This window comes from Firmicutes bacterium HGW-Firmicutes-1 (genome assembly GCA_002841625.1).
In the GTDB taxonomy this organism is placed as follows: domain Bacteria; phylum Bacillota; class Clostridia; order Lachnospirales; family Vallitaleaceae; genus HGW-1.
The window spans coordinates 65,504-89,774 of the sequence record PHAG01000012.1 but is presented as its reverse complement, the minus strand read 5'-3'; the positions used below and the strand labels follow the sequence as shown (position 1 = coordinate 89,774).

Below are 24,271 nucleotides of genomic sequence, written 5' to 3'. Positions count from 1 at the left end.
CAGATTGTTGACAAATTAATTCTCTATTTACGAAACAGAGATAAAAGCATTTTTTCTTCTAGATTAATATGAAAGGCAGTAAGTGTTCATTTTTCGCCGGACCGGCCGAAGGGAAAGGCCAGAAAAATGAACACTTACTGCCTTTCATGAGTACACACTTATCAGAAAAAATGCTTTTGTCGACAGTCTGATGAATTCTTCAGATTATCTAGGCCTCTTTTCTAGGTATGATAATATATAAAAGCATGGCTATGGCTGTGATGCCAGCGAAGATTAGTTTGTAGAGCATTGGAAGTCTTGCTGGGGTTAGAAAGCCTTCTATTAGGCCTGCCATAATTAGCATGAGGATTATGCCGGGCATTAGCATGACTGCTTCTTTTGCACTTTTTATGAAGGCATCTTTTCTTTTATATTGGCCTGGAATCAGTAGGGATTTTCCTACTTTTAGACCTGCACCTCCAGAAATGAAGATGGCGGATAATTCGATGATGCCGTGGGGTAATATAAGGGCCCAGTAGTTTAAAATATGAGAGGAATTTTGGGTTACCAAAGAGGTTAATGCCCCTAACAATGCTCCATTAAAAAACAAGATATATGTAGTTAGTATTCCTGCTGTTATGCTATATACGAAGGCTTTGATGGAGACGCCGATGTTATTGATGGTCACGTAACTGGATAGGAAAAAAAATTGTTCTTCTTCCCATTCACTATCTGCAAGATCCCAATCTGTTAGTTGAATATACTCTTCTGGCAAGAAAAAACCAGCATTTTGGACATCATTCTGAACGAGAATATAACTTAAGATAAAGCCAAACATAAAAATGAAAAAGGCTGCAATAATATAATGCTTGTTATCCTTCAGCCTTTTTGCAAATCCGTTAGCAAAGTAGTTGCTAAACTCTTTTAAGTTTGACTTCTTGACAACATATAAGTGATTATGAGCTCTGACGGATAAATCATTTAAATATTGACAAAGAGGACTTCCAGTAAAATGAGTTCTTGAATAAGCTAAATGATGACTAACCCTTTTCATAAGGTTTAAATAATCCTTTAACTCTTTCGCAGATAAATTGCCATAACCTTTTTTATCTATTGTTTTAATGTAGTTTTCTAACTGCTCCCACTGGGGCTTATATTGGCTAATATAGGTTTCTTCTCTTGCCATTTTGTCTCTCCATTATATATCCTCTATTATTGTAGAATGCTTTTCAAAAAAACATCCTCATCTGATATATGCTCTTGTACATTTAATTTTTTGACAAAGTAAGCTACTAATTTTTTTTGAAGTCTATTTTTTGATGCTTCTTCCATGGCATCCTTCCTTGAAAAATAATCCTGTAAAAGAGTTGCTTCTTCTTTGGATAGATCATATTTACCTAGTGTGTTATAGACTAGGTCTAAATATGCTAGGGTTCTTTTCTCTTCTTCAACAACAATCGTTGAAGCCATCATATCACCTAATCTTTTATTCTTTTTACTCAAGAAAATAAGAACAAACCCAACGCCAACCAAATCTATGGTTGCACGAATGAATTCTCTAATCATAGCATGTGCTATCGTTATTCCCTCTCCATTATCTCTAATAATACGTATTTTATAAACTTTTTTGCCAATGGTCTGTCCTTTCATTAACATATCACAAATAATATAATAACCATAATTTAAAACACCATAAATCAAAAACATAATTCCAATTATTTTGAGAATTGTATCTTCGTCAGCTTCATTCACCACTAGTACGATGGCAGCAATAATCGCTGCAAAAAGGAAAACTGTTCCATGAATTAATAAATCAATACCTGCTGCCGCGGCTCTTACTCCTACAGAAGCTAAGGTATATTCAATTTCAACGTTGTCTGGTGTTACAATTTTAATTGTTTTATTCATTTTTTCTCCCTCTAATATTTTCGCTTTAATTGAATATAGTGGTTGATCACATCAGTAGTTAAAGAATCAGGCAAGCATTCTACACACATAATACCACTACGTTTTAAGCTAGCTATTATTTTTTTTCTTTCTTCTAATATTTCAAGAGCTGCACCCTTCAAAAAAAGCGCTTCATCTAAAATAGCAGTAGACGAGGATAAATCAACTACCTTTTCCTTGGTCATCATAAACAATATCACAAGATGTCTCTTTGATATTTCAGGAAGCACCTTCATATATTCATTGGCTTCATCCAAAGTTTCAAATTCTGTAAACATAAAAATCAGACTACGTTTTTTATGTTGGTGTGTTAGATAAGTAAACGCTTCTCCAAAATTTGAGGTTTCTCTACTATAGTCAATTGTATATAACGCTTCAAGCAGCTTATTTCTATGTTGTCCACCGGTCGCAGGTTTCACATATTGTTGAACCTCCGTATTAAATACCATTAACCCACTTTTGTCTCCGCTACTATTTGCAATATCAGATAAAATAAGTGCTGTATTAATCGCTAAATCTAATTTTTTATAACCTCTGACCTCATAGCTCATGGCTCTACCCGAATCAATGAGCGCTATGACATCTTGGTTCTTCTCAATCTCAAATTGATTGATAATTGGCTTGTTCATACTTGCTGTTGCTTTCCAGTTAATCTTACTATAGGCATCGCCATAAATGTATTCTCTAAGGCTTTCAAACTCCATACCTTCGCCTCTTTTATTCCAAATCTTTTTTCCACCTCGCATTATGTACCCACCAAATACCATTAAACGATACTTTTTTAAATCTTTGATATTGGGATACACCTTAATATCTGCCTTCATTTCATATACCACATGTTTGTTAATAAGCTTCAATCGACTTAAGTATGCAACATAGATCTCTGTGAAGGAATAGATACCCCTTTTCTTAGGGTTTAAGGTATAAAAAATTCTCTCTTTTTCATGGGGCATTACTTTACCAATCGCATAATCAGTAACTAGTTCAAAAGCAAAATCAGGTATCGTATCTTTAATACGAAGAGCGAGTGGATATTTACTTTTATTATATACAACAAAGCCCATCTCTTCTTCAGCAAATAAGGACAGCTTTGGATCATAGTCTCTTACTATTTCAAAGGATTCCTTCGTAATTCTATAATCAACTAAAATCAATGCAAGCAGCATGATATTATAGAAAAAGAAAATAAAAATATGCAAATAAATCAAAGCCCCTAGTCCAGTAAATATTACACCTAGTGCCGCTAAGAAAATAAGCCTTTTTGTTGGTTGCATATGATCACTCCTATCTTGGCACCTTGACCGTATTCAATATTTCTGTAAGAACATTTTGTACACGAATTCCCTCAAGCTCAGCTTCTGGAATCAGAATGATACGATGATTAAGTGCAGGTATTGCTACTTCCTTAATGTCCTCAGGTAGCACAAATTCTCTTCCTTGAATAGCAGCATAGGCTTTGGCTGCATTCATAATTGCAATTCCACCTCTTGGACTACTACCTATCTCAATTACTTTATGATTTCTAGTAGCTCTAACAATTTCAACAATATAATTATACAAGGAGGTCTCAAGCTTAATCTCAGAAATTGTATTTCTAACTGCTAAAATATCAGCTTCCCTACATACAGACTGTACTCCACAATTTTTCGAGTCTAATTTTCTTGTATGAATATCATTCATACGTTTTAACAACTCTACTTCTCCACCTAAGGATGGATAATCAATTTGAATTTTAAATAAAAACCGATCAATAAGTGCTTCTGGTAAGGAGTAAGTTCCTTCAAATTCAATAGGATTTTGAGTCGCCATGACCATAAAAGGCTGCGGTAGCTCCATGGTAACACCATCAATTGAAACAGATTCCTCTTGCATTGCTTCGAGTAAACCAGCTTGTGTTTTTGGGGGTGTTCTATTAATTTCATCCGCTAAAATTAAATTCGCAAAGATAGGACCCTTTCTAAGCTCAAAAGTCTGTGATTGCATATTATATATTTTTGTTCCTACAACGTCTGCTGGCATCATATCTGGTGTAAATTGAATACGATTGCTTGACATATTCATACTATCTGTTAATGCTTTGATAAAGAGAGTTTTACCGAGTCCTGGAACACCTTCTATTAATATGTGTCCTCCGCAAAAAAAAGATATAATCGCATACTCAATCATTTTATCCTGCTCAATAATCACCTTTTTCACTTCATTTCGAACTTCATCATAAATTTTTTTTACATTTTGAATATCCATCTCTCTAACATCCTCCACTCTTTATTTTTGATCTAAACTTTTTTCTAAAGTTTGTATGTGAATTAAAAATTCCTTAATCTTACTTTTCATTCTTTTCTTGGATAGTTGCTTAAACTCACCCTGCTGATACTGCTTCATAAAAGAATGCACTTTTTTTGCTATTTTAAATTCCTTATCATTTTGAAATGCAGTAATCCAATTTTCTTCATTAAGATCAGAATACAATAAATGCTTGTGATAGACCTTGCTTATGAAGTTCTTATAGTATGAAGCAATAAGTACCTCATAATGTCCGCCTCGATAATATAAGCCTCCTACAGCCTTAGCATACTGGTGCTCATCTGGCTCAACCTCTTCATATAGAATTTTAGGTGCTCCGAAACGCCTTCCCTTATACCCAATAAATAGAAATAACACTACTATAATTTGATAAATAGTAAACTTCAGGCCTTGAGGTATTTCACTCCACAATGATCTTTTCCCCTCACTCACGTAGAGATAGTATTCGTTAAATACAACACCGTCTTTTTCAATATAAGGATGAAGCATCATCAAAGTAGTATAAGCTATTTGTCTATCTGTTTTAACAGCAGCATTATTTGTTGAATAAATACTTCCATACATAAGTACTCCATTTGCCTCTGAAATCCATTTGCTATAGATTTGTCCAGCATTCTCATCTTCAGCTTCAGTCAATTCCTCAAATTGAGAATGATCAACATTCATGTAATCAGAACTAGAAAATAGCACTAACATCCTTCCACCACTTTTTACATACTTAAATATTTTTTCATAATCCTTTTCGTTTAGGGTGTTGAGCTCCGATGCTACATTTAGTACTACAAGACCTTTTGTATTTATATTTTCTATCGGCTTAATTTCAATAGAAACCTCATAACCAAGCTCTTTTAAGGTATCATAATATAAGGAATTGCCAAAGTATCCTGTGTTACTAAAAGAATTTGGGGTTTTATTGCTTTTTAGAAATTGAATGCCTACATATAATCCTACGATTATAACAATAAAAAGATAGAGCAATGCTTTTTTAACAGTTAGGGTTTTCTTCTTTTTCATTTTTTTACCCCCTGCCATAAAAAATTTTCTTCTTCACACCATATCTTAAACTCTGCCTCTTCAATTTCAGTCATCCCATACCAAATAGTGTTAAACCTTTGAGTAATCCTTTCAAATTCATGAACACCAGTAAACTTATCCTTTTTTAATTTAGCAACCATTTCTTTACCAGTCATTGTGCTATCGTGGTATAAAAAGTGACCTTGATGTAAGAAAAATAAAATTGCTACAAAACGAAGTCTCACGGCTTGTCTATATTCACCTTTTTCTTCATAAACTTTGCTCTTATCTAAGAAAGTAATCACTGTAGAGTCCTTATTTATTTTCTCACCTAAAATAGACCTAATTTTCCGTTTATGTCTTTTTCGTATAATAAAAAATAGTATTAAAATAATAACAATCATGATCACTGTTATTAGTATAATGCCTAATATAATTTTGGCACTCATTGAGGTTGCACCTGCAGCGGATTTATTTGCAAATATACGTCCAATAAAACGCCCAAGTAATTCTAATGTTTTAGCAATGATCTTAAATATTAGTTCATGAAACTTTATGTATTTTAGAGTTCCCAACAGTTGATCAACTGTTTCATTAAAAACCTCAAACGATGGCATTTCCATGACAAATCCTCCACCCTAATTCTATATCTATTTAAGTACTGATTTCTGGATATGAATAAGTTTATCTATTTTATAATGCAAATCATCTCCATATTTCCTATTACGTTCATTAAAGTAAATGAGTGGTACTGCAATATATTGTATCGGTGTAATAACGATGCTTAAGACAAATTGAAATAGCATCATAGCCATTTGAATAAGGATAACAACTGCAAAAATACCAGTACCTTCTCTATCTTGTAGTAGCATTGGCAAAAAATTGACGATCAAGGATATCAATCCACCTAAACTAAGATAGACTACAAAATAAGACAAGATAACACTGAATAAATTACCAAAAGTTCTTATAAACTGGCCCTTTACCAACCGAAAGCTACCAGTAATCGCACGAAAGAAATGCTTTTTCTCACAAAGCGCAACTTGTAAATAAAAGGCACCCTTCACTCCAAACCAAAGGCTAACAATGCATACAATGAATCCAATAAATGCTCCAACTATAATATTCATTTCTATTGATGCGTTTTGAAGCCATGCTACAAAATTCAGCAAATAGATTGCAACACCTATAATTGCAATACCACACAAAACAATATAATATGCCAGGGTAGAAGTAATCACATAAAGCATCTTCTTAAAACTATAGGTGAACATTTCGCCAAAGGTAATCTTATTCCTGTTCCTAGCTGCTTCAACTGCATTCACAGGACCAGCTGCTATCAATTTCATAACAGAGGATGCAAATATCATGATAACAATTATGCCCACATATATAACTATTGCCCATACGATTGCATTATTGAAAGAACCCATAGATCCAGCCAATATATTTCCTGAACCACTTCCAGTAATTGCGATGCCAATTATAAAAATAATAACAAAAATAATGCTAATGACAAAAAATATACCATACATCATTATGGCACATAACATTAACATCACGGCGGTATAGCCCAGAAAGCTTTTTATATTTTTCTGATACAGGAAATACGTCCTGTCTAAAATCTGGTTGATCCCTAATATATCTCTCATGTTCTCCCTCACATAATTCTTTATATTTTGTAATATAATATCATATCTATCATAAGAAAGCAATTAACATCATTCCCTTAGATTTCATGTCTTTCTACCTCAAACCTATAAAGCTTCATACCTTCTTCATGATCTATTCCCGCTTTTTGCATAGCAATGCTCACTTGTTGCTCTACGTCATCGATCCCTTCCAAATTAGGTAACAACAAGCCTCTTTTAGCTCCTTTTTCAACAATCACACCGTACTTTTTCACATCTAATTCTTTCTTAGAGTGAATTGCTTCCTGTTCAAAAAGAATATCAACCTTTATTTCTAAATCCATGAGCTCTTCTTTAGATATGGCATCAAATCTTGTATCATTACTAGACGCACTGATACTATTATAGATGATTTCATCAATAAGATGATCTGCTACTGCAGAGATTGTTCCAATACAGCCTCTAAGCTTTCCACCTTTATGAATGGATACAAAAACTCCCGATCGTTTTGAAATACCATTATTGAAAAACTCTTCTGTAAAATGCTCTTTCACATACTCTAAATTTAACCGCTTACCTGTTCTAACATATTCTTCAATTGTTTTTCTAGCCAACGTAATATACTGATCTTCATTATTAGTTCTTTCAGTATATTGAGATTGTTTCTGTTCTTTCATAACTTGAATGAAAGATTCCTTTGTCTGTTCAGATTTCATTAGCATTCCGGTTAAATATCCAACACCAAAGGGACCCTCGTAGCTCAAAACCTTTGATTCAAAATGAACTCCATCCATTGCGCCAAAGCCCATCAAAAAAGATCTTAAACCACATTGTGCAGCCTCTTCAATGATATGGTTACTAAGAGATAATAAGGATAATGGATCACCATTTTCTATACTATGTCTAACCACTTCATCAAAGGTCTTACCTTCAGGATGATACTGATATGGTCCTTCATCACTAAGTGCATGAGATAAGTCACCACTACACACAATAAGAATTTTTTCTTCTGAATTACTTATAGCCTCATCAATAAGCTTTCCAATCCTATAATTCTCTTCTAAGTCCGTAAATCCAGGTGTGATATGAACAACCTTATACTGACTATAGTGTTCATCAATAAAATGCATTGGTACCATCACTCCATGATCTAATTGAACTTTAACTCCATATTGTTTCGCAGTTTTTTGATCCATAAGCACCACAGTTATAAACGCATCCTCAAGTCGATTAAATATATTCATAGCCAGGTCTTTGTTCACACTTTTATGAAACATCGTTTCTCGATTTCCAAAATCACTGAAATCACCATACAATTCATCACTGTAAAGTATACAGGTCCCGTTACTGAAACTGTTTCCATGTGGTGAAATGAAGATGATTGTATCAGGTTTTTCAAGTTGTATTGCTTTAGCTAAATTACTCATACCTTCTAGTGTGCTTCTTGATTCTTGTTCTTTTCCATTTCCTATAGCATGAATAAGAATAGGTGGATGTGGCATAAAAAAGACTCCATATTTTTTCATAAGGTTACCTCACATTTCCTAAATAAACATCGTTAAAGTATCTCTGCGCTATTTCCTTAAACTCAAGCATAAGTTTAATATCAGTAGCCGGCTCATCATATTGATACCTTGGAAAATATCTTGATAAATGCAATACTATATTAGGTGCTGCCTTGTGTAACCTAATTAGTAGTTGTTCAAATTGATTTGGATCATCATTCATTTGGGGTACAATTAATATTGTTACTTCTACGTGGCAATATCGGCTCGCTAATTTAATGGTTTCAATAACATTCTCTACTGTTTTACCCCCAAGCTTAGAATATGCATCATCATCATTTGCTTTTAAATCTATATTCATAGCGTCAATAAACGGTAATATTTCCCTTAAAGGTTCTTGATGAATGAATCCATTCGTTACTATAACGTTTTTAATCCCCTTTTCATGTGCTAACTGAGCAGTCTCCAACATCATTTCATAAAACACAGTAGGTTCGTTATAAGTATAAGCAATGGAGGGTAGCCCTAGGGAAAGGGCTTTTCCAACAATTTCTTCTGGTGATATCTGTATTGTTTCGGGCATTTCTAAGCTAATAGAATGATTCTGACAAAATCCACAATGAAAGTTACAACCATAACTACCTATGGAAAGAATTTTGCTTCCTGGCATCCATTTCATGATTGGTTTCTTTTCTATAGGATCGACTTGGATACTACTAATTTGATTATAATTCAAGCTATATAACTTTCCATCTACATTTTGTCTCACTTTACAGCGTCCAACTTTATTTTCTAGAATCATGCAATTGTGAGGACACAATCTACATTCAACCTGTTTATTGGTCGTTTTATAATACAATGCTTCTCTCATCTTGATCACCTCATTTCAATGTTACAAAAGCTCCGCATTCGGTTATATATATTATTTGCAATTATATTTTAACAATTCATTCGTAGGTGTAATAAGAACAAAGTGCTTGTCAGCGTGTTACATAATAATATATGCTATCTAACGCTTTGTTCTATGCTTCGTGGAAAGTAGAACTATCCTACTGGATAAATAAAGGCCGTTTTCTTAGAAAACGGCCCATATTATTTGTATATTAGAAAAGTCCTCTACCTTAAAGTTTGATTGATTTTCTATTATGTATTACCTTGAACATTTCGATTGCATTTCTCTTAATATTTGAACCATTTCCAAAGATACTTCATCTAATTGGTGCAAATAATTTTCTGCACCTTGAATGTCACCTTTATTGTAAGCAGTAACAGCTTTTTCTGCATACTGATGAAGACGAGTCCTTGGACCTTCAAGCCTTCTGATGGATTGCTCAAAGGCAGGTTCCTTTGAACCGTAATTTTGTAGCCATCTTCCGAGTCTACTTTGATTTGGGTCAGCAACTAGATTTGCCTCAATTTGAGTATTTCCTAGTATCATGTTATATACTCTCCATCTCCAATTAAGATGATCAGTAATACATAATTCTATAGAATCACGAGTAGTAATACCCTTTGATTTTTTTATTAGATTTTTTCTTAAGTCATCAATTTCAAGGGATATGGTATAAAACCCTTTACCCGTTCTGATGCTGTCCATATGTAAATCCTTCGTCTTCTCATTGATAATTTGAGCTGAAGAGGATACTTCTTGAGAAGATGCGGTTTGTTGCTCAATATTGGAATTAATCTGTTGCATATTGGCTTCAATCTCTTTTGTTGATACATCTACGGCTTCTATGGCTAACAATACTTCTGCAAGAGATTTCTTGCCCTTTAAAAATGAAGCACTTGCTTTCTCTATTGCAGCTGTTGATGCTTCCACTTGCGTTCTAAGATTGCGAACACTTTCTTGAATAAAGTTTACAGACTCCTTAGTGTGATCCGCTAGTTTCTTAATTTCATTTGCAACAACTGCAAAGCCTTTTCCACTTTCACCTGCTCGAGCCGCTTCTATAGATGCATTTAGTGCTAATAGATTGGTTTGAGCTGCAACTGAAATGATTATATTTACCATTTCATCTATTTTTTGTGTTTGTTCATTTACACCAATGATTTGTTCTTTTGCCAATTCAGTTTCTTTGTAGCTTCCTTCAATGGACTCTACAGTTTCATTCATTAATTTCTTACTTATTAAAGCTTTCTGATTGGAATCATGAGCTGAGTTTAATGAATCTTTAACGAATTGAGCAATATCTTCTATATTTGCTGCCATTTCTTCACTTGTTGCTGCAATTGTTTCGACCATTTCTGATTGATGCTCTGCGCCTCTAATCATTTCCCTAACAAAGTCCATAGTCATTAAGGTTTGCATTAGTTGATCTACTTCATTAACAAAGGAATTATGTGTTGAACAATCGGAACCAACAAGAGCTTTGAGTTTATCTACTGTTTCCTTGTTAACACCAGCATATTCAACTGTGTTTATTTGTTTTCCTAACTTAATCGCTTCTAAGTCTTGAATCATTGGTCCTAAATCTAAAGTTTCTTGAGAATTATTTTTACGCCTAGCACCCATATTTAGCAAGCTGATTTCCTCCTAATAAGTAATTGATTTAATTATACCTTTTTAAGCATCAATTATCAATTCATTTTTGCCTTTAATTGTTATTAATTTATCATTTCTTGTATAAGCTTGTCATATTGCTATCTTTTAATATTTTTTCTGACGACATCAATAAGATCGCGAAATTTATTAGAGCTTGCTTTTGGAAATGCATAGTAAAACCTTGAATATCTTTTACTTTTTTCTAGAAGTAAATTGTAATTTTTCATTAGGCTATCCTGCTTCTCAGATATTACTGCCTCTCCTTGAGCCTTCATATGTAATATTTCTTCCTTAATTTTAACTTGCTTTGTTTCTATACTATCAGAAAGCTTCTCTTTTTGAACTGAAAAGCCTTCAACAACCTTATCTTTAAGCTCTGTAGTCAAGACTAAAAGTTCTGCCATAACAGATTTCAAAGAAATCAGATCCTTAAACGTAACTATTACATCCAAAGAAAATATGATACAATATACAATGACTACAATTATTCCAAATTTCAGGGGAATACTAGATATCAAATTGGTAACTACTGGATGTATCCATTTAATAATACCAAAGCCAACAAATCCCCAGCATATGGAATAAGATAAGCAAATTCGTCCTTTTAAATGAAACCTCTTTTCAGAATAATCCCACCATCTTGTATGAAAAGCTTGTTCCAATACATAAGATGTAGCATATTCTAATATAGAGCTCATTACAGCCGCATATAGCATCAACACCAAGAACTGAAGAATATCATTTGTTGGTAATATTGGCCTAAGAAAACCCTCTGAAAGTATCATAAACAATGCTCCGAAGCCATAAATAGGTATAAATGGGCCATTTAGAAAGCCTCTATTTACATATTTTCTTTGTCTAATAGATACATAGGGCGTTTCCCAAAACCAGCCAATAAATCCATATATCATAAAACTAAATAGTATTTCATATAAATCCAAAATAACTCCCCCTATAATACTGAAAGACTTCCTAAAATAGAAAGTCTTTCATATGCATTCTTACTACTACTTCACTTCAACTACCCAATTGAAGGTATCTTCTAACTTTCCTGTTTGAATTCCCGTTATATAATCATATACCTTTTGAGATAAATCTCCTATTTTTGCTTCATTTACTTTAAATATTTTTCCATCCCAATTCAATTCACCAACTGGCGAAATGACTGCTGCCGTACCTGTTCCAAATACCTCTTCTAAGGTTCCTACATTTGCAGCCTCATATACTTCATCAATTGATATCTTTCTTTCGATAACGGTTATATTCCATGATCTTAATAATTCAATTACAGAGTTTCTAGTAATCCCAGGTAAAATACTACCTTCTAGCGAAGGAGTAATGACTTCACCATTTATCTTAAAGAACACATTCATGGTTCCAACTTCTTCAATATATTTTCTTTCGATTCCGTCTAACCACAATACTTGTGTATAACCATTTTCCTTTGCTTTCACTTGAGCCTTTAAGCTAGCCGCATAATTTCCACCCGTTTTGGCATATCCAGTACCACCTTTTACAGCACGTACATATTCATTTTCAACCCATATTTTCACTGGATTGATTCCTTCTTTATAATATGCGCCTACAGGTCCAACGATGATAAGAAATTTGTATGTGTTTGAAGGTCTTACACCTAAGTATGGATCAGTTGCAATAATAAAAGGTCTAATATATAAAGAAGTACCAGCTGCTTCAGGAATCCAATCTTGATCTATCGCAACTATTGCTTTTATTGCTTGAAGAATATCTTCTTCATTTACCTTAGGAATGCAAAGTCTATCATTCGTAATATTTGTTCTTTCAATATTTTTTTCCGGTCTAAAAAGTAAAACCTTACCATCTTCAGTTTTATATGCCTTTAAGCCTTCAAACATTTCTTGACCATAGTGGAAAACCATTGCAGATGGATCTAAAATAATTGGTTGATACGGTTTGATTTCTGGATCATGCCAGCCTCTGCCTTCAGTATAAGTCATTTCAAACATATGATCTGAAAAGTATTGTCCAAACCCTAAATTATCAGGATCATTTGGCTTTTGTTTTGGTTGCGTTGTTTTTTCTACTTTAATATTTAGCATTTTAAAATTCCCCTTTGTAAGATGATTTAATATTATAGCAATCGGGCTTGCCCGAGGATAATCTGGCTCTAAAATAATTTCTTTCTTTCATAATAATAGAACTATTCATTGAAAATGTCAATGATTACTAAAAAGCTCATCTGTTCAAAAAACTTTATTGTTATGTCAATCAAATAAGTCTTTAAATTGACCTGGAGTCATGCCTTCCATTTTTCTAAATTGTACCCCATAATAACTTGGACTTTCAAAGCCAACCTTTTTGCTTATTGTCGCTATAGAGGTTGTTCGATTGGTTAAAATCAACTCTTTACTCTTATTGATACGTACTTGATTAATATATTCAAAAGGTCGTTTCTTAACAATTCTTTGAAAAAGAACGCACAGATACTGCGGCGTTACATTTACCAACTCTGCCAATTGCTCAATTGTGATTTCGTTAGAATAATACTCCTCGATATACTTAAGCACAGACTCTAATTTATTTTTATGATTATTTAGCGAAACCTTCTCAAGGGGTTCCGTATGCTTTGCGATATCAACAATGAATTGGAACAAAAATGCAGAGGTTTCTATATTTTCATATATGCCTTTTGAAGTAGCTAGTTGAAAGCATTCGTGGAACCTACTTTCTAATAATGGCTTATTTAAAACTTCATAGATGCCTGTTTTATTCATATGTAAACCTTCCAACAAAGTCTTTATACTATACCCATCAAAACTTACCCAATTGGTAATCCATGGCTTTTCAAGTGCATAATAACTATGTGGAATATGAGGATAGATAAATAAGCCTTGACCACTACGAATCGTATATTCTTTTTGATCATACTGAAATAAGCCCTCTCCAAAAACACATTGTATCCACTGAAATGATGGGAATCCTTGTGGACGATTTACGATGGTTTCTTCATAATGAATACCTATTGTTTTTAAGTAAATAGGCAAACGCATTTGATCCTTATTAATTGTGGGAAAATATTGGGGCATATCATACTCCTTTCCACGTTAGATATTCATATATTTATACGGAAATTAAAATATAGTTATTTATTAACAATTCGAAAGAATGTATAATATTAATATAATTATATTCAGGAGGGATTTATATGTCAAGAGTAATAAAACCTTTTAATATGGAGTGGCAATTTATACCGTCTTTTGATATCAAGTATACAGAAAAAGAGTATTTGCCTGATAACTTTCAAATTGTTTCACTCCCCCATACGAATCAAGAAATACCCTATAACTATTTCGATGAAAAAATCTATCAATTTGTTTCCTGTTATCGAAAGTGTTTTACAATAACTGAAACCAACAAAGATCAATCTATTTATGTTGATTTTGAAGGTGTCATGACATATGCCCAAGTATATATAAATGGCATTTATTTAGGTGAGCACAAAGGTGGTTATACACCCTTTTCCTTTGAATTAACTCCCCATATAAATTACACTGAGGAAAACATCTTGGTTGTAATGGTAGATTCTACCGAACGAGATGATATCCCTCCCTTTGGTTTTGTAATTGACTATTTAACCTATGGTGGTATCTATAGAGAGGTTAATCTTCGCTTTGTTCATCCCGTACACATAGAGAATGTATTCGCAAGAACAAACCAAGTTTTATCTCCTAAAAAGAAGGTTGAAGCAACCATTATCATACAAAACAATAATATGATTCCTACTTCTCTCACCATTACTGCTCAACTACGATCACAAGAGGGTAGTGCAATAGCTAACACACAAAAAGAAATAACTATAAATAGTCTACAAGAAAACCACGTCCTTAACTTCATTGATTTAGAAAATATAAAGCTTTGGGATATCGATACTCCCGTTTTGTACATACTTAAGATTACTCTTTTACAAAATGGACACTTAATAGATGCCTTTGAAACGAAGATTGGATTTAGAACAGCTACTTTCACTCCTAACGGTTTCTTCCTCAACGGGCAACCCCTTAAAATAAGAGGACTCAATAGACATCAAGCATTTCCATATGTGGGCTATGCTATGCCAAAACGCGCTCAAATAAAGGATGCTGATATACTCAAATATGAGCTTAGTTTAAATACAGTTAGAACCTCTCATTATCCTCAATCCAAACATTTCCTTGATAGATGTGATGAAATAGGCCTCTTGGTATTTGAAGAAATCCCTGGTTGGCAACACATTGGAGATGAAAATTGGAAAAAGGTTGCTTGTGAAAATGTGCGAGAAATGATTGTTAGAGATTTTAATCATCCATCAATTATTATTTGGGGTGTTCGTATTAATGAATCTTCCGATGATCATGATTTCTTTCTTGAAACGAACAAAATAGCACATGAATTAGATGACACAAGACCAACAGGTGGTGTTAGATGTATTCAAGGTAGTGAATTATTAGAAGATGTGTACACTATGAATGATTTCACTCTTGGAGACCCTAGCGAACAACGTGTTTTGCGACCTCAACAAGAGGTGACAGGATTAGATCATCATGTGCCTTACTTGGTAACCGAATTTAATGGACATATGTATCCAACAAAGCGTTACGACCAAGAAGAACGGTTAAATGAACACGCCTTAAGACACTTATCCGTACATAATGCAGCAGCTCTTGATCCTCATAAGAGTGGTGCAATTGGTTGGTGCGCCTTTGATTACAATACACATTTTGATTTTGGTTCTGGTGATAGAATCTGTTATCACGGCGTAATGGACATGTTTAGAATTCCTAAATATGCAGCTGCATTTTACAAAAGCCAAGTAAGCCCTAAAAAAATGATTGTTATGGACGCAGTTACTCGTTATAGCAGAGGAGAAAGAGCTATAGGTGGCGTTGCCCCTTTGACTATTTTTACAAACTGTGACAGCATACAACTCTTAACTGAAGACAAACTTATTGGCACCTACTGCCCTGCTAAAGATCGTTACCCTGGAGTAACCTATCCACCTATTATCATCGATAAATTAGATAGTCAATGGGGCATGTCTTTTGGAGATATTACTCTTGTTGGCTATGTGAATCATGAAGAAAGAATCAGGGAAACCTATATCAAAAATCCACTCCCTACTACACTTTTCATGGAAGCAGATGACTTGGTTTTACGCTCTGCTGAAATAGATACGACAAGAATTGTCTTTAAACTATTGGATCAATCAAATCATGAATTACCATACACCGACGAAATTGTAACAGTGTCATTGAATGGTCCTGCTCTACTTATTGGCCCTTCCACTTTTTCACTCATTGGCGGTTGCAGAGGTGCATGGATCAAAACTACTGGTGAGGTGGGAACCATTACCATTCATGCCACCTGTTGCAATTTAAACGCAAATATAGTAATTAACGTTGTAAAATAACACATTTAATGGAACAGCTTATTCAATCGATAATCTTTTGATAATTTACCCAGTAATAGGTACCATCTTCAATATGATCAATAAAAAGTGTAGGATCTAAATCTTGGGCTAGATAGTATGCCATATCCATAACCATTTTACCTTGCCCTAAATTATCATTGAATACTGTTCCAATAATTTCACCTTTATACAAAGCTTCTCTCGCCAAATCTATTCCATCAATTCCAACTACCGGCAATATTTCAGTACCATGATCGCGCATGGCATCAATAGCACCTAACGCCATTGAATCATTGTTGGATAAAACCATCTCAATATCATCACCAAAATAATCTAACCAGTTATTCATTAAATCTTGCGCCTCTAATCTTTGCCAATTCGCTGTATCCCTCACAAGTTCTTCTACTTGTATGTTCATGTCTTGAAGTGCTTGCACACTATATCTAGAACGAGGAATCACGTCTTGATGTCCTGGCTGTCCTTCAATCAGAACAAATTGCATAATGCCATCCCCATTTTTATCAGCTTCTGGATGTGCTAGCCAATATTCACCTGCTATCTCTCCCTGAATCAATCCAGATTCTTCTCCTTTTGTACCCACGTAATAAATTTTATCCCATCTTGCCATGTCAACCTGTACAGGTTCTCGATTAAAAAAAATAACTGGTATATCTGCTTCTTTAGCTAAGTTAATAATGACAGATGCTTTGCTTCTATCAACTAGATTTATTGCAAGTGCATCGAAATCGTCCTTAATGAGCTGTTTCATCTGATCTGTTTGTATATCTTGTTGATTTTTACCGTCAAAAATGGTAACTTCAAGTTTCTTAGGACTTATTTCATTCAATTTTTCTGCTTCTTCTTCAATTACATCAATTACAGAAGAAATAAATTGATCATCAAATCGATAAATTAGCACACCTATTTTAAAAGAATCTGATACCTGAATTGCTGAAATATCGCTATTCCCCTTTGAACAACCCACAATTAGAATTGATAACAGAAATATATTTATAATAATAAGATTTCGTTTTGCTCTTTTCATAGGAATTTTCTCCTTATCATCATATCTTAGTACTTTTTATTTTACTAGAAACCTTATTTTTCATCAAGTAATAAAATACAAAAAGACTAATGAAACATCCTGTTATTAGTCTTTTTGTCAAACTATGGGAATTAAAACGGATTTACTTATTTTTACCGTGCTTTCTTGAGTCAATAGCTACTGCAATAATAATAATTAATCCTTTTATTATAAACTGCAAATATGGATTTACCCCTATAAATGATAACCCATACGCTATAACCTGAAAGATGAGTACACCAGTAACAATACCAGATATCGAGCCAACTCCTCCATTGAAGGATAACCCTCCAACAATACAGGCCGATATTGCATCTAATTCATACATATTCCCGGTATTGTTTGTTGCGCTACCAATTCTCGCTGCTTCAAGGGATCCACCAAGACCATATAATAAGCCAGCTAAGGTATACACTAAAATCGTGCATAATACAACATTTACACCTGATACCAAGGCGGCTTCTTTATTGCCACCAATGGCAAACATATTTTTACCGAAGCTTGTTTTCGTCCATATTACCCACATGATTCCAATAATAATCATAGCATAAATAATCAATAGAGGGATATCAATGGGACCTATATGTATAGATCCTTGTGCAAAGCCAGTAAATCTCTTATCTAGTCCACCAATAGGTTGAGCTCCATAAGGTGGTCGGTCATAGTAAATGGAATTAACCCCATAAACAATAACCATCATACCTAAGGTAGCAATAAATGGATCTACATGTAGCTTAGCAACGATAAAACCATTTAACGTACTAAATAATGCCGTTACAAGCATAACAATTAAAATAGGGATAATAATCTTTAGTACTGGTAATTCGGGGTACATTCTATATTCATAGTTGATATCTTGTAGTAAGGAAGCTGAAATAACAGCGGCTAATCCTACTTGTCGTCCTAAGGATAAATCCGTTCCTTTTGCAACAATGATTCCCCCTACACCAAGTGCCATAATAACACGAGTGGAGGCTTGTGCTAATATGTTTTTAAAGTTTCTAAGAGATATAAAATCAGGTGAAATAATAATGATTATAATTAGTAGGGCTAACAATACCAAGTAGATCGCATTATTCATCATCCACTTCGTAATATTGTCATACATGTTCTTTCTTGAATTTATAACTTTTTCTTCCATATTTTCACTCCTTATAAGTATTTGGCAGCTAGCCTAAGAATTTCTTCTTGATTTGTTTCATCGGTATTAACAATCCCAGCTACACGACCATTACTCATAACAAGTATACGATCTGTAACACCTATTAGCTCTGGCATCTCAGAGGAAACCATGATGACTGCCTTTTCTTTTGCTGCCAGCTCTATCATTAATTCGTATATATCATACTTAGCACCAACATCAATACCTCTTGTTGGCTCATCTAATAGCAAAACATCTGGCTCAGTTAATAACCATCGACCTAAAATAACCTTCTGTTGGTTTCCACCTGATAGAGATTGAATTCGCGTTTTTTGTGATGGTGTTTTTACGGACATGCTATTGATTACCCACTGTGTATCTTCTTGCATCTTTTTATTATCTAATAATTGGATTGGAAGAACATATCTTTTTAAATTCGCTATTACTGAATTAAATAATATATTTGAAACACCAAATATCCCTGTTTCACGACGTTCCTCTGTAACCAATGCAAATCCATTTTTAATTGATTCTTTAGGATGTTTATTTTTAATCTCTTTGCCATTCAAATAAATGGTTCCTGATTTTTTAACGCGGGTACCAAAAATGGTTTCTAATAATTCTGTTCTTCTAGAACCAACCAAACCTGCTATGCCAAGTATTTCCCCTTTTCTTAGTTCAAAGCTTGCATCAATCACTGCTGGTTGATGTAATGAAGTTAAATTTTCCACCTTCATGATAACTTTGCCTGGTTTATTGACTTTAACTGGAAAACGATTGGTCAAATCTCTACCTACCATTAAGCTTATAATCTCATCCGTAGTTACTTCGTTCGAATTTCTCGTTGCTATGTATTTACCATCTCTCATGATAGTTACTTCATCAGATATTTCTTTAATTTCTTCCATTTTATGAGAAATATAGATGATTCCAACACCTCTTGCTTTTAAAGATCGAATAATCCTAAATAAGTGCTTCACTTCTGTTTCTGTTAATGAGGATGTAGGTTCATCCATAACAATAACCTTGGAATCATAGGAAACAGCTTTTGCTATTTCTGTCATTTGACTTTCCGAAACCGAAAGATTTCTTACCCTTTGTTTGGGATTTAGCGTTATTTCTAACTCTTTAAATATTTTTGCTGTCGCTTGATACATTTTCACTTCATCAGCAAAGGGGCCTTTTGTTGGGAATCTACCCAGCCAAATATTGTCCATAATTCTCATATCTTTAACTTGATTTAATTCTTGATGTACCATTGAAATGCCATGATCAAGTGCTTGCTTTGCTGAAGAGACTTTCAATTTTTGATGATTAAATATGATTTCCCCTTCATCTTCATGGTAAATGCCAAACAAACACTTCATCAAAGTGGACTTGCCCGCACCATTTTCACCAAGTAAAGCATGCACAGTCCCTTCTCTTACCGAAAGCATCGCTTGATCAAGAGCTTTAACCCCAGGAAAGGACTTAGACATATTCTTCATTTCTAATATAAATGGTTTATTAGCAATTTCTTGGGTTATATCGACCATCTTAAACCTCCTGTATTGATACTATCCTATCAAATAATGTTTCGAAAGCTATATCAAAGCCGAAGATGCCATTGACATCTTCGGCAATAAATATTTGCTATTTACTATGTATTATTCGTATGATTTTTTAGCCATTTCAAGATTTTCCATAGTAACTGCTACATAAGGAACACGAACTGCTTTAGATTCATCAAGTACCCATGTAGTACCATCTAATGGATCTTTACCTTGTGCAACGTTTCTAGATAAATCTACAGTAGCTTTACCTTGGTTTGCAGCATCATTAAGTACTGTACCAACCATAGTACCTTCTTCAATTTTTGTTAATACGTCAGGAATAGCATCTACACCAACTACTGGCATAAACTTGTCGCCTGTGAAATATCCTTCTGCTTGTAGAGAAGAAACTGCACCAAGTGCCATACCATCATTATTAGCGATAACATACTCAATCGCATCACCATGTTTTGATAACCATGTGTCCATAAGTTCTTTCGCTTTTACTGTATCCCACATACCAGTTTGAAGTTCTAATTCTTCAACTTTAACGCCTGCATCTGTTACTGTTGATACTGCGAAAGTTGTACGAGCTTCTGCGTCTGGATGTCCTGGTTCACCTTTAAGTAAAACATATTGCATAATTCCGTCGCCATTTTTATCCCATTCTGGATGAGCTTTCCATGATTCAAGAATTAATTCTCCTTGAATAACACCAGCTTCTGCTGAAGCAGTTCCAACATACCAGCATTTATCATAACTTGCCATGTCTGTTGCACTTGGTTCTTTGTTAAAGAAAACCAATGGTAGGCCAGCATCTTTTGCTTTTGTAATAATTGAAGCAGCCGCTTGTGGATCAACTAAGTTAATTGCCAATACATTTACACCTTTAGAAATCATTAAATCAACTTGTTCGTTTTGTTTTGCTTGGTCATTTTGTGAATCATTTAATTCTAGAGTTGCATTGCCTTCAGCATTTTTTTCAATAGCTCTTCTTACAAATGACATGAAGTTATCATCATATTTATAAATAGTTACACCGATATTTGGTAGTTCTCCACCACCTGATGTTTCAACTGCTTCTTTAGCACAGCCTGCAAAAAGACCAATTGATAAAGCCAATACTAATAATATTGCTAAACTTTTCTTCATTGATAAACCCCCTAATTGAGATAATAGTTAATGATTACAAACCTTATTATAAAGAAGTTATCAAACAATTGCGCAAGAAATTCTACGATTAGTTGTTGAATTTCTACTACAATTCATTCATTTAATTCTTAATTTTGGATATAATAAATAAAGTATAGATCCTAAAATCTATACTTCATTGTATTATTGAATAGAAAACAATACCTTTTGTACGTTTTCATCGTATACACTGTCCAAATCGATAACCATTGGCTCAATATATGTGATTTCATCAAACTCCTTTTTATTCATATAATCTACCGTATTTTTTATTGCCATGTAACCAATCCCAAAATAATTGGGTACAACGAGCTTGTCTATTACTTTTAATTCTAAGTTGTTTACAATGTCATGGCTACTACCATACCCAATAACCGTTAATCCTGGCTTTTTGTTTTTCAATGCCAAGCAAATACCTCTCGTAGCTTCCTCATCTATGCCCACAAATGCATTGATTTCTGGATGCTTTTTTAACATATTATTCGTATGCATCGTTATTGAAAATTCACCGGTAATATTCTCCACCTTTTCTACGATGCTTATAGAAGTATGTTCACTTAAATAATCCCGAATGCCTTTTTCCCTCATTACATTATCATCTGATAATTCTACCATACCCATTAGAGAAACCACTCCTTTGGTACCTATTTCTTTAACGATTACTCGACCTATTTTTTTCCCTGTTTCGTAATGATCAAGTCCAATATAGTACTTATTCGGATACCGTTCATTTCTTGATACCATTGTAATCATTGGTATACCTTGTTTACTCAAATCTTCCATTGTTTCGTTAAGCACCTTATAATCAATGGGTGCGATAATAATCGCATCCGTTCCATTTGTTGATGCAGCTTGAAGCAAGGTTTTCTGCGCTTCTACATCCTTATTGCTGTCTGGGGCGAGAAGCTTAACGGTTACACCAAATTCATTGGCTCCAGCTTGAATCCCTTTTGAAATTGTCTCCCAGTTTTCGCCATATTTAGATTTTGTGATGATGGTTATTTGCATCTTTTCGGTTTGTTCAAAATCTCCATTTAGCCGATACAAAACGATTAGCATAATGATTAGTCCTGCAACAAGCCAAATTACACCATTCCTTTGATCAATCTTCATATTTACTCACCTCGAATAATGGGCAACCATATTTTCACTTCTGTTCCAACTTCTTCTTCACTAGTGATTTCCATTCCATATTCATTCCCATATCTTAATTTAATACGTTGGTTCACATTACTTACACCTACGCCACTTCCACCTTTGTTAGGGTTCACTTCTATGGTGCCTTTACGAATAGATTCAAGTACTTCAGGCGTCATTCCAAGACCGTTGTCTTTTACCGTATAGAGCAACTTTCCTCCAACAATTTCAGCATAAATATCAATTTCTCCTAAATCAACCATGTATTCAATCCCGTGATAAATGGCATTTTCAATAACCGGTTGGAGAATGAGTTTAACAGTTTTAAGCGCTTTCACTTCATCACTAGCATAAATTGAAAAATTAAATTTCTCTTTGTACCTTATTTTTTGTATTAACAAATAATTTTTTGCATGTTCTAATTCTTCTTCAACTGCAATAATATTTTGACCCTTACTAATGCTTATTCTAAATAATTTCGCAAGAGCTGTAACCATCAAAACAACATCCTCACTCATTCCCGCTTCTGCCATCCACATGATAGAATCTAGTGTATTGTATAAAAAATGAGGATTTATTTGGGCTTGTAGAACATTTAATTCATTATGCCTCTTTGCTTCCTGTTCTTTTTTGTTCTCATCTATTAATTCTTTAATCCGCTTTACCATGATATTAAAAGTGGCAGTTAAATTCATTACTTCTAATTCACCATTTTTCAAATCCAATTGAATATCGAAATTACCTTTTTCAACAATCTTCATATGATTACCTAATTCTTTAATTGGCAAGGAAATCTTATACGATATATACCAAGATAATAGCACAACAATAATCAAAATAATTGGAATGGTTACCATAATCTCTTTTGCAATTTGAACATTTCGATCTGATATATTTTTAATATAGGAGACCCCTATCAAATCCCAATTTACAAAGTTCAAGCTGTTATTTACAATTAGCACCTCATCCCCTTGGGAATTCCTATAGGTTTCACCTTGTTCGTTATACTTGTAAGAAATTTCTTCTTTTAACCTTGAAAAAACGACTGCTTGCTGTGGATGATAAATAATTTCATCAACTTCATTTACAATATATACATAACCACTACCCCCAAGATTTAAATTATCGCACAATTCAACGAGAGGTTGCAAACTCATATCCACAACTAAAATAGCTTTTTTCTCAGTATTTGCCCCCCCAAAATCAACTACTTTGCAAATAGATACCACCCATTTATATTGACCTTGAATAATCCTTTGAATATGTGGATCAGAAACAAAGTAAATGGAGTTTTGATCTATCACGTTTTGGTACCAGTCTTCTTTTGAAATTTGAATATTTTCAGCTAGTGGTAAGTTAGGAACGGTATTCATTAAAGTACCATCAAGATGAAACAAAGAAATAGAAACAATATCATTTCTCGATGAATAGTACATATTGAGATTGGTAATCGCCGAAGTGTCGTTTTCACTTGTATTGTTCATCAACAGATTTTCAACATCACTATGACTAGTAATCCCTTGGGCTAAATAATCGTCAATATTTATTTTTAGCTGTTCCATTATTTGTCCAGTATATACCTTTGAATTCTCGATAATTTGATCTGAATACTTTTCATATATGGACAAACCTGTATAAATCATCGGTAGTATTGCTACGATAATTGTCGAAATTGCGATAATATACTGAATACTATAACCTTTTGACATTACATGGGTTTTCCATTTAATCATATGGCCTCCATATATAAAAATGATGATAAATCATAATTAGATTTTTAAGTGTTACAAAACCTCCGCATTCGCTACGGTTTCGTAACCGAATGCAAGCTTCGCT

At 33.9% G+C, this 24,271-nt stretch carries 20 protein-coding genes; 1 reads left to right on the top strand and 19 read right to left on the bottom strand.

Annotated features, from left to right (window positions below; translation table 11 throughout):
- Positions 1-208: 208 nt before the first annotated feature.
- From CVU84_14875 to CVU84_14815, 13 genes are all read right to left on the bottom strand, one after another.
- Positions 209-1,165, bottom strand: coding sequence for a hypothetical protein (locus CVU84_14875; GenBank protein ID PKM93646.1), 957 nt, complete (start codon positions 1,163-1,165; stop codon positions 209-211).
- Positions 1,166-1,191: 26 nt separating this feature from the next.
- A complete protein-coding gene (locus CVU84_14870) occupies positions 1,192-1,887 on the bottom strand; it encodes a hypothetical protein (GenBank protein PKM93645.1) in 696 nt (231 codons plus the stop codon).
- An 11-nt stretch (positions 1,888-1,898) separates the two neighbouring features.
- Complete coding sequence (locus CVU84_14865; protein ID PKM93644.1) at positions 1,899-3,200, bottom strand: hypothetical protein; 1,302 nt, start codon at positions 3,198-3,200, stop codon at positions 1,899-1,901.
- A gap of 10 nt (positions 3,201-3,210) precedes the next feature.
- Positions 3,211-4,188: a magnesium chelatase gene (locus tag CVU84_14860; protein ID PKM93643.1), complete on the bottom strand. Its 978-nt coding sequence runs from the start codon at positions 4,186-4,188 to the stop codon at positions 3,211-3,213.
- Between the two features lie 3 nt (positions 4,189-4,191).
- Positions 4,192-5,244, bottom strand: a complete 1,053-nt coding sequence (locus CVU84_14855) for a hypothetical protein (protein PKM93642.1) — start codon at positions 5,242-5,244, stop codon at positions 4,192-4,194.
- A complete protein-coding gene (locus tag CVU84_14850) occupies positions 5,241-5,867 on the bottom strand; it encodes a hypothetical protein (protein ID PKM93641.1) in 627 nt (208 codons plus the stop codon). Before CVU84_14850 ends, CVU84_14855 begins: the two co-directional genes overlap by 4 nt.
- Positions 5,868-5,894: 27 nt before the next feature.
- Positions 5,895-6,896: a hypothetical protein gene (locus tag CVU84_14845; GenBank protein PKM93640.1), complete on the bottom strand. Its 1,002-nt coding sequence runs from the start codon at positions 6,894-6,896 to the stop codon at positions 5,895-5,897.
- A gap of 77 nt (positions 6,897-6,973) precedes the next feature.
- Positions 6,974-8,401 (bottom strand): AMMECR1 domain-containing protein, encoded by a 1,428-nt coding sequence (locus CVU84_14840; protein PKM93639.1) that lies wholly within the window; start codon positions 8,399-8,401, stop codon positions 6,974-6,976.
- A 4-nt stretch (positions 8,402-8,405) separates the two neighbouring features.
- Positions 8,406-9,251: an AmmeMemoRadiSam system radical SAM enzyme gene (gene amrS, locus CVU84_14835; GenBank protein PKM93638.1), complete on the bottom strand. Its 846-nt coding sequence runs from the start codon at positions 9,249-9,251 to the stop codon at positions 8,406-8,408.
- Positions 9,252-9,530: 279 nt separating this feature from the next.
- Positions 9,531-10,904 carry a hypothetical protein gene (locus tag CVU84_14830; protein PKM93637.1) on the bottom strand — a complete coding sequence of 458 codons (1,374 nt, stop codon included), beginning with the start codon at positions 10,902-10,904 and terminating at the stop codon, positions 9,531-9,533.
- 119 nt (positions 10,905-11,023) lie between these two features.
- The gene (locus tag CVU84_14825; GenBank protein PKM93636.1) at positions 11,024-11,866 is read right to left on the bottom strand and encodes a hypothetical protein; all 843 of its coding nucleotides are present in this window, start codon (positions 11,864-11,866) and stop codon (positions 11,024-11,026) included.
- A gap of 66 nt (positions 11,867-11,932) precedes the next feature.
- Positions 11,933-13,003 carry a branched chain amino acid aminotransferase gene (locus tag CVU84_14820; protein ID PKM93635.1) on the bottom strand — a complete coding sequence of 357 codons (1,071 nt, stop codon included), beginning with the start codon at positions 13,001-13,003 and terminating at the stop codon, positions 11,933-11,935.
- 165 nt (positions 13,004-13,168) lie between these two features.
- Positions 13,169-13,990, bottom strand: a complete 822-nt coding sequence (locus CVU84_14815) for a hypothetical protein (GenBank protein PKM93634.1) — start codon at positions 13,988-13,990, stop codon at positions 13,169-13,171.
- A gap of 119 nt (positions 13,991-14,109) precedes the next feature.
- Between CVU84_14815 and CVU84_14810 the strand changes: the two genes are divergently transcribed.
- Positions 14,110-16,350, top strand: a complete 2,241-nt coding sequence (locus CVU84_14810) for a beta-galactosidase (GenBank protein PKM93633.1) — start codon at positions 14,110-14,112, stop codon at positions 16,348-16,350.
- Between the two features lie 22 nt (positions 16,351-16,372).
- On the opposite strand, the gene CVU84_14805 is transcribed toward CVU84_14810, so the two are convergent.
- From CVU84_14805 to CVU84_14780, 6 genes are all read right to left on the bottom strand, one after another.
- A complete protein-coding gene (locus CVU84_14805) occupies positions 16,373-17,395 on the bottom strand; it encodes a methyl-galactoside ABC transporter substrate-binding protein (protein ID PKM93632.1) in 1,023 nt (340 codons plus the stop codon).
- A gap of 142 nt (positions 17,396-17,537) precedes the next feature.
- Positions 17,538-18,575, bottom strand: a complete 1,038-nt coding sequence (locus tag CVU84_14800) for a galactose/methyl galactoside ABC transporter permease MglC (protein ID PKM93631.1) — start codon at positions 18,573-18,575, stop codon at positions 17,538-17,540.
- An 11-nt stretch (positions 18,576-18,586) separates the two neighbouring features.
- On the bottom strand, positions 18,587-20,089 hold the full coding sequence (locus CVU84_14795) for a galactose/methyl galactoside ABC transporter ATP-binding protein MglA (GenBank protein ID PKM93671.1): 1,503 nt from the start codon (positions 20,087-20,089) through the stop codon (positions 18,587-18,589).
- Between the two features lie 132 nt (positions 20,090-20,221).
- Entirely contained in the window at positions 20,222-21,259 is a 1,038-nt protein-coding gene (locus tag CVU84_14790; GenBank protein PKM93630.1) for a galactose/glucose ABC transporter substrate-binding protein MglB, read from the bottom strand.
- Positions 21,260-21,442: 183 nt separating this feature from the next.
- The gene (locus CVU84_14785; GenBank protein ID PKM93629.1) at positions 21,443-22,411 is read right to left on the bottom strand and encodes a hypothetical protein; all 969 of its coding nucleotides are present in this window, start codon (positions 22,409-22,411) and stop codon (positions 21,443-21,445) included.
- Between the two features lie 2 nt (positions 22,412-22,413).
- Positions 22,414-24,168 (bottom strand): sensor histidine kinase, encoded by a 1,755-nt coding sequence (locus CVU84_14780; GenBank protein ID PKM93628.1) that lies wholly within the window; start codon positions 24,166-24,168, stop codon positions 22,414-22,416.
- Positions 24,169-24,271: the final 103 nt, after the last annotated feature.

Excerpts from the sequence above, each read along its gene's own strand:
- CVU84_14845 (PKM93640.1), bottom strand. The coding sequence starts at position 6,896 with ATGAGAGATATATTAGGGATCAACCAGATTTTAGACAGGACGTATTTC.
- CVU84_14870 (PKM93645.1), bottom strand. The coding sequence starts at position 1,887 with ATGAATAAAACAATTAAAATTGTAACACCAGACAACGTTGAAATTGAA.
- CVU84_14785 (PKM93629.1), bottom strand. The coding sequence starts at position 22,411 with ATGAAGATTGATCAAAGGAATGGTGTAATTTGGCTTGTTGCAGGACTA.
- CVU84_14790 (PKM93630.1), bottom strand. The coding sequence starts at position 21,259 with ATGAAGAAAAGTTTAGCAATATTATTAGTATTGGCTTTATCAATTGGT.
- amrS (PKM93638.1), bottom strand. The coding sequence starts at position 9,251 with ATGAGAGAAGCATTGTATTATAAAACGACCAATAAACAGGTTGAATGT.
- CVU84_14820 (PKM93635.1), bottom strand. The coding sequence starts at position 13,003 with ATGCTAAATATTAAAGTAGAAAAAACAACGCAACCAAAACAAAAGCCA.
- CVU84_14800 (PKM93631.1), bottom strand. The coding sequence starts at position 18,575 with ATGGAAGAAAAAGTTATAAATTCAAGAAAGAACATGTATGACAATATT.
- CVU84_14815 (PKM93634.1), bottom strand. The coding sequence starts at position 13,990 with ATGCCCCAATATTTTCCCACAATTAATAAGGATCAAATGCGTTTGCCT.
- CVU84_14850 (PKM93641.1), bottom strand. The coding sequence starts at position 5,867 with ATGGAAATGCCATCGTTTGAGGTTTTTAATGAAACAGTTGATCAACTG.
- CVU84_14810 (PKM93633.1), top strand. The coding sequence starts at position 14,110 with ATGTCAAGAGTAATAAAACCTTTTAATATGGAGTGGCAATTTATACCG.
- CVU84_14840 (PKM93639.1), bottom strand. The coding sequence starts at position 8,401 with ATGAAAAAATATGGAGTCTTTTTTATGCCACATCCACCTATTCTTATT.
- CVU84_14875 (PKM93646.1), bottom strand. The coding sequence starts at position 1,165 with ATGGCAAGAGAAGAAACCTATATTAGCCAATATAAGCCCCAGTGGGAG.
- CVU84_14780 (PKM93628.1), bottom strand. The coding sequence starts at position 24,168 with ATGATTAAATGGAAAACCCATGTAATGTCAAAAGGTTATAGTATTCAG.
- CVU84_14805 (PKM93632.1), bottom strand. The coding sequence starts at position 17,395 with ATGAAAAGAGCAAAACGAAATCTTATTATTATAAATATATTTCTGTTA.
- CVU84_14865 (PKM93644.1), bottom strand. The coding sequence starts at position 3,200 with ATGCAACCAACAAAAAGGCTTATTTTCTTAGCGGCACTAGGTGTAATA.
- CVU84_14855 (PKM93642.1), bottom strand. The coding sequence starts at position 5,244 with ATGAAAAAGAAGAAAACCCTAACTGTTAAAAAAGCATTGCTCTATCTT.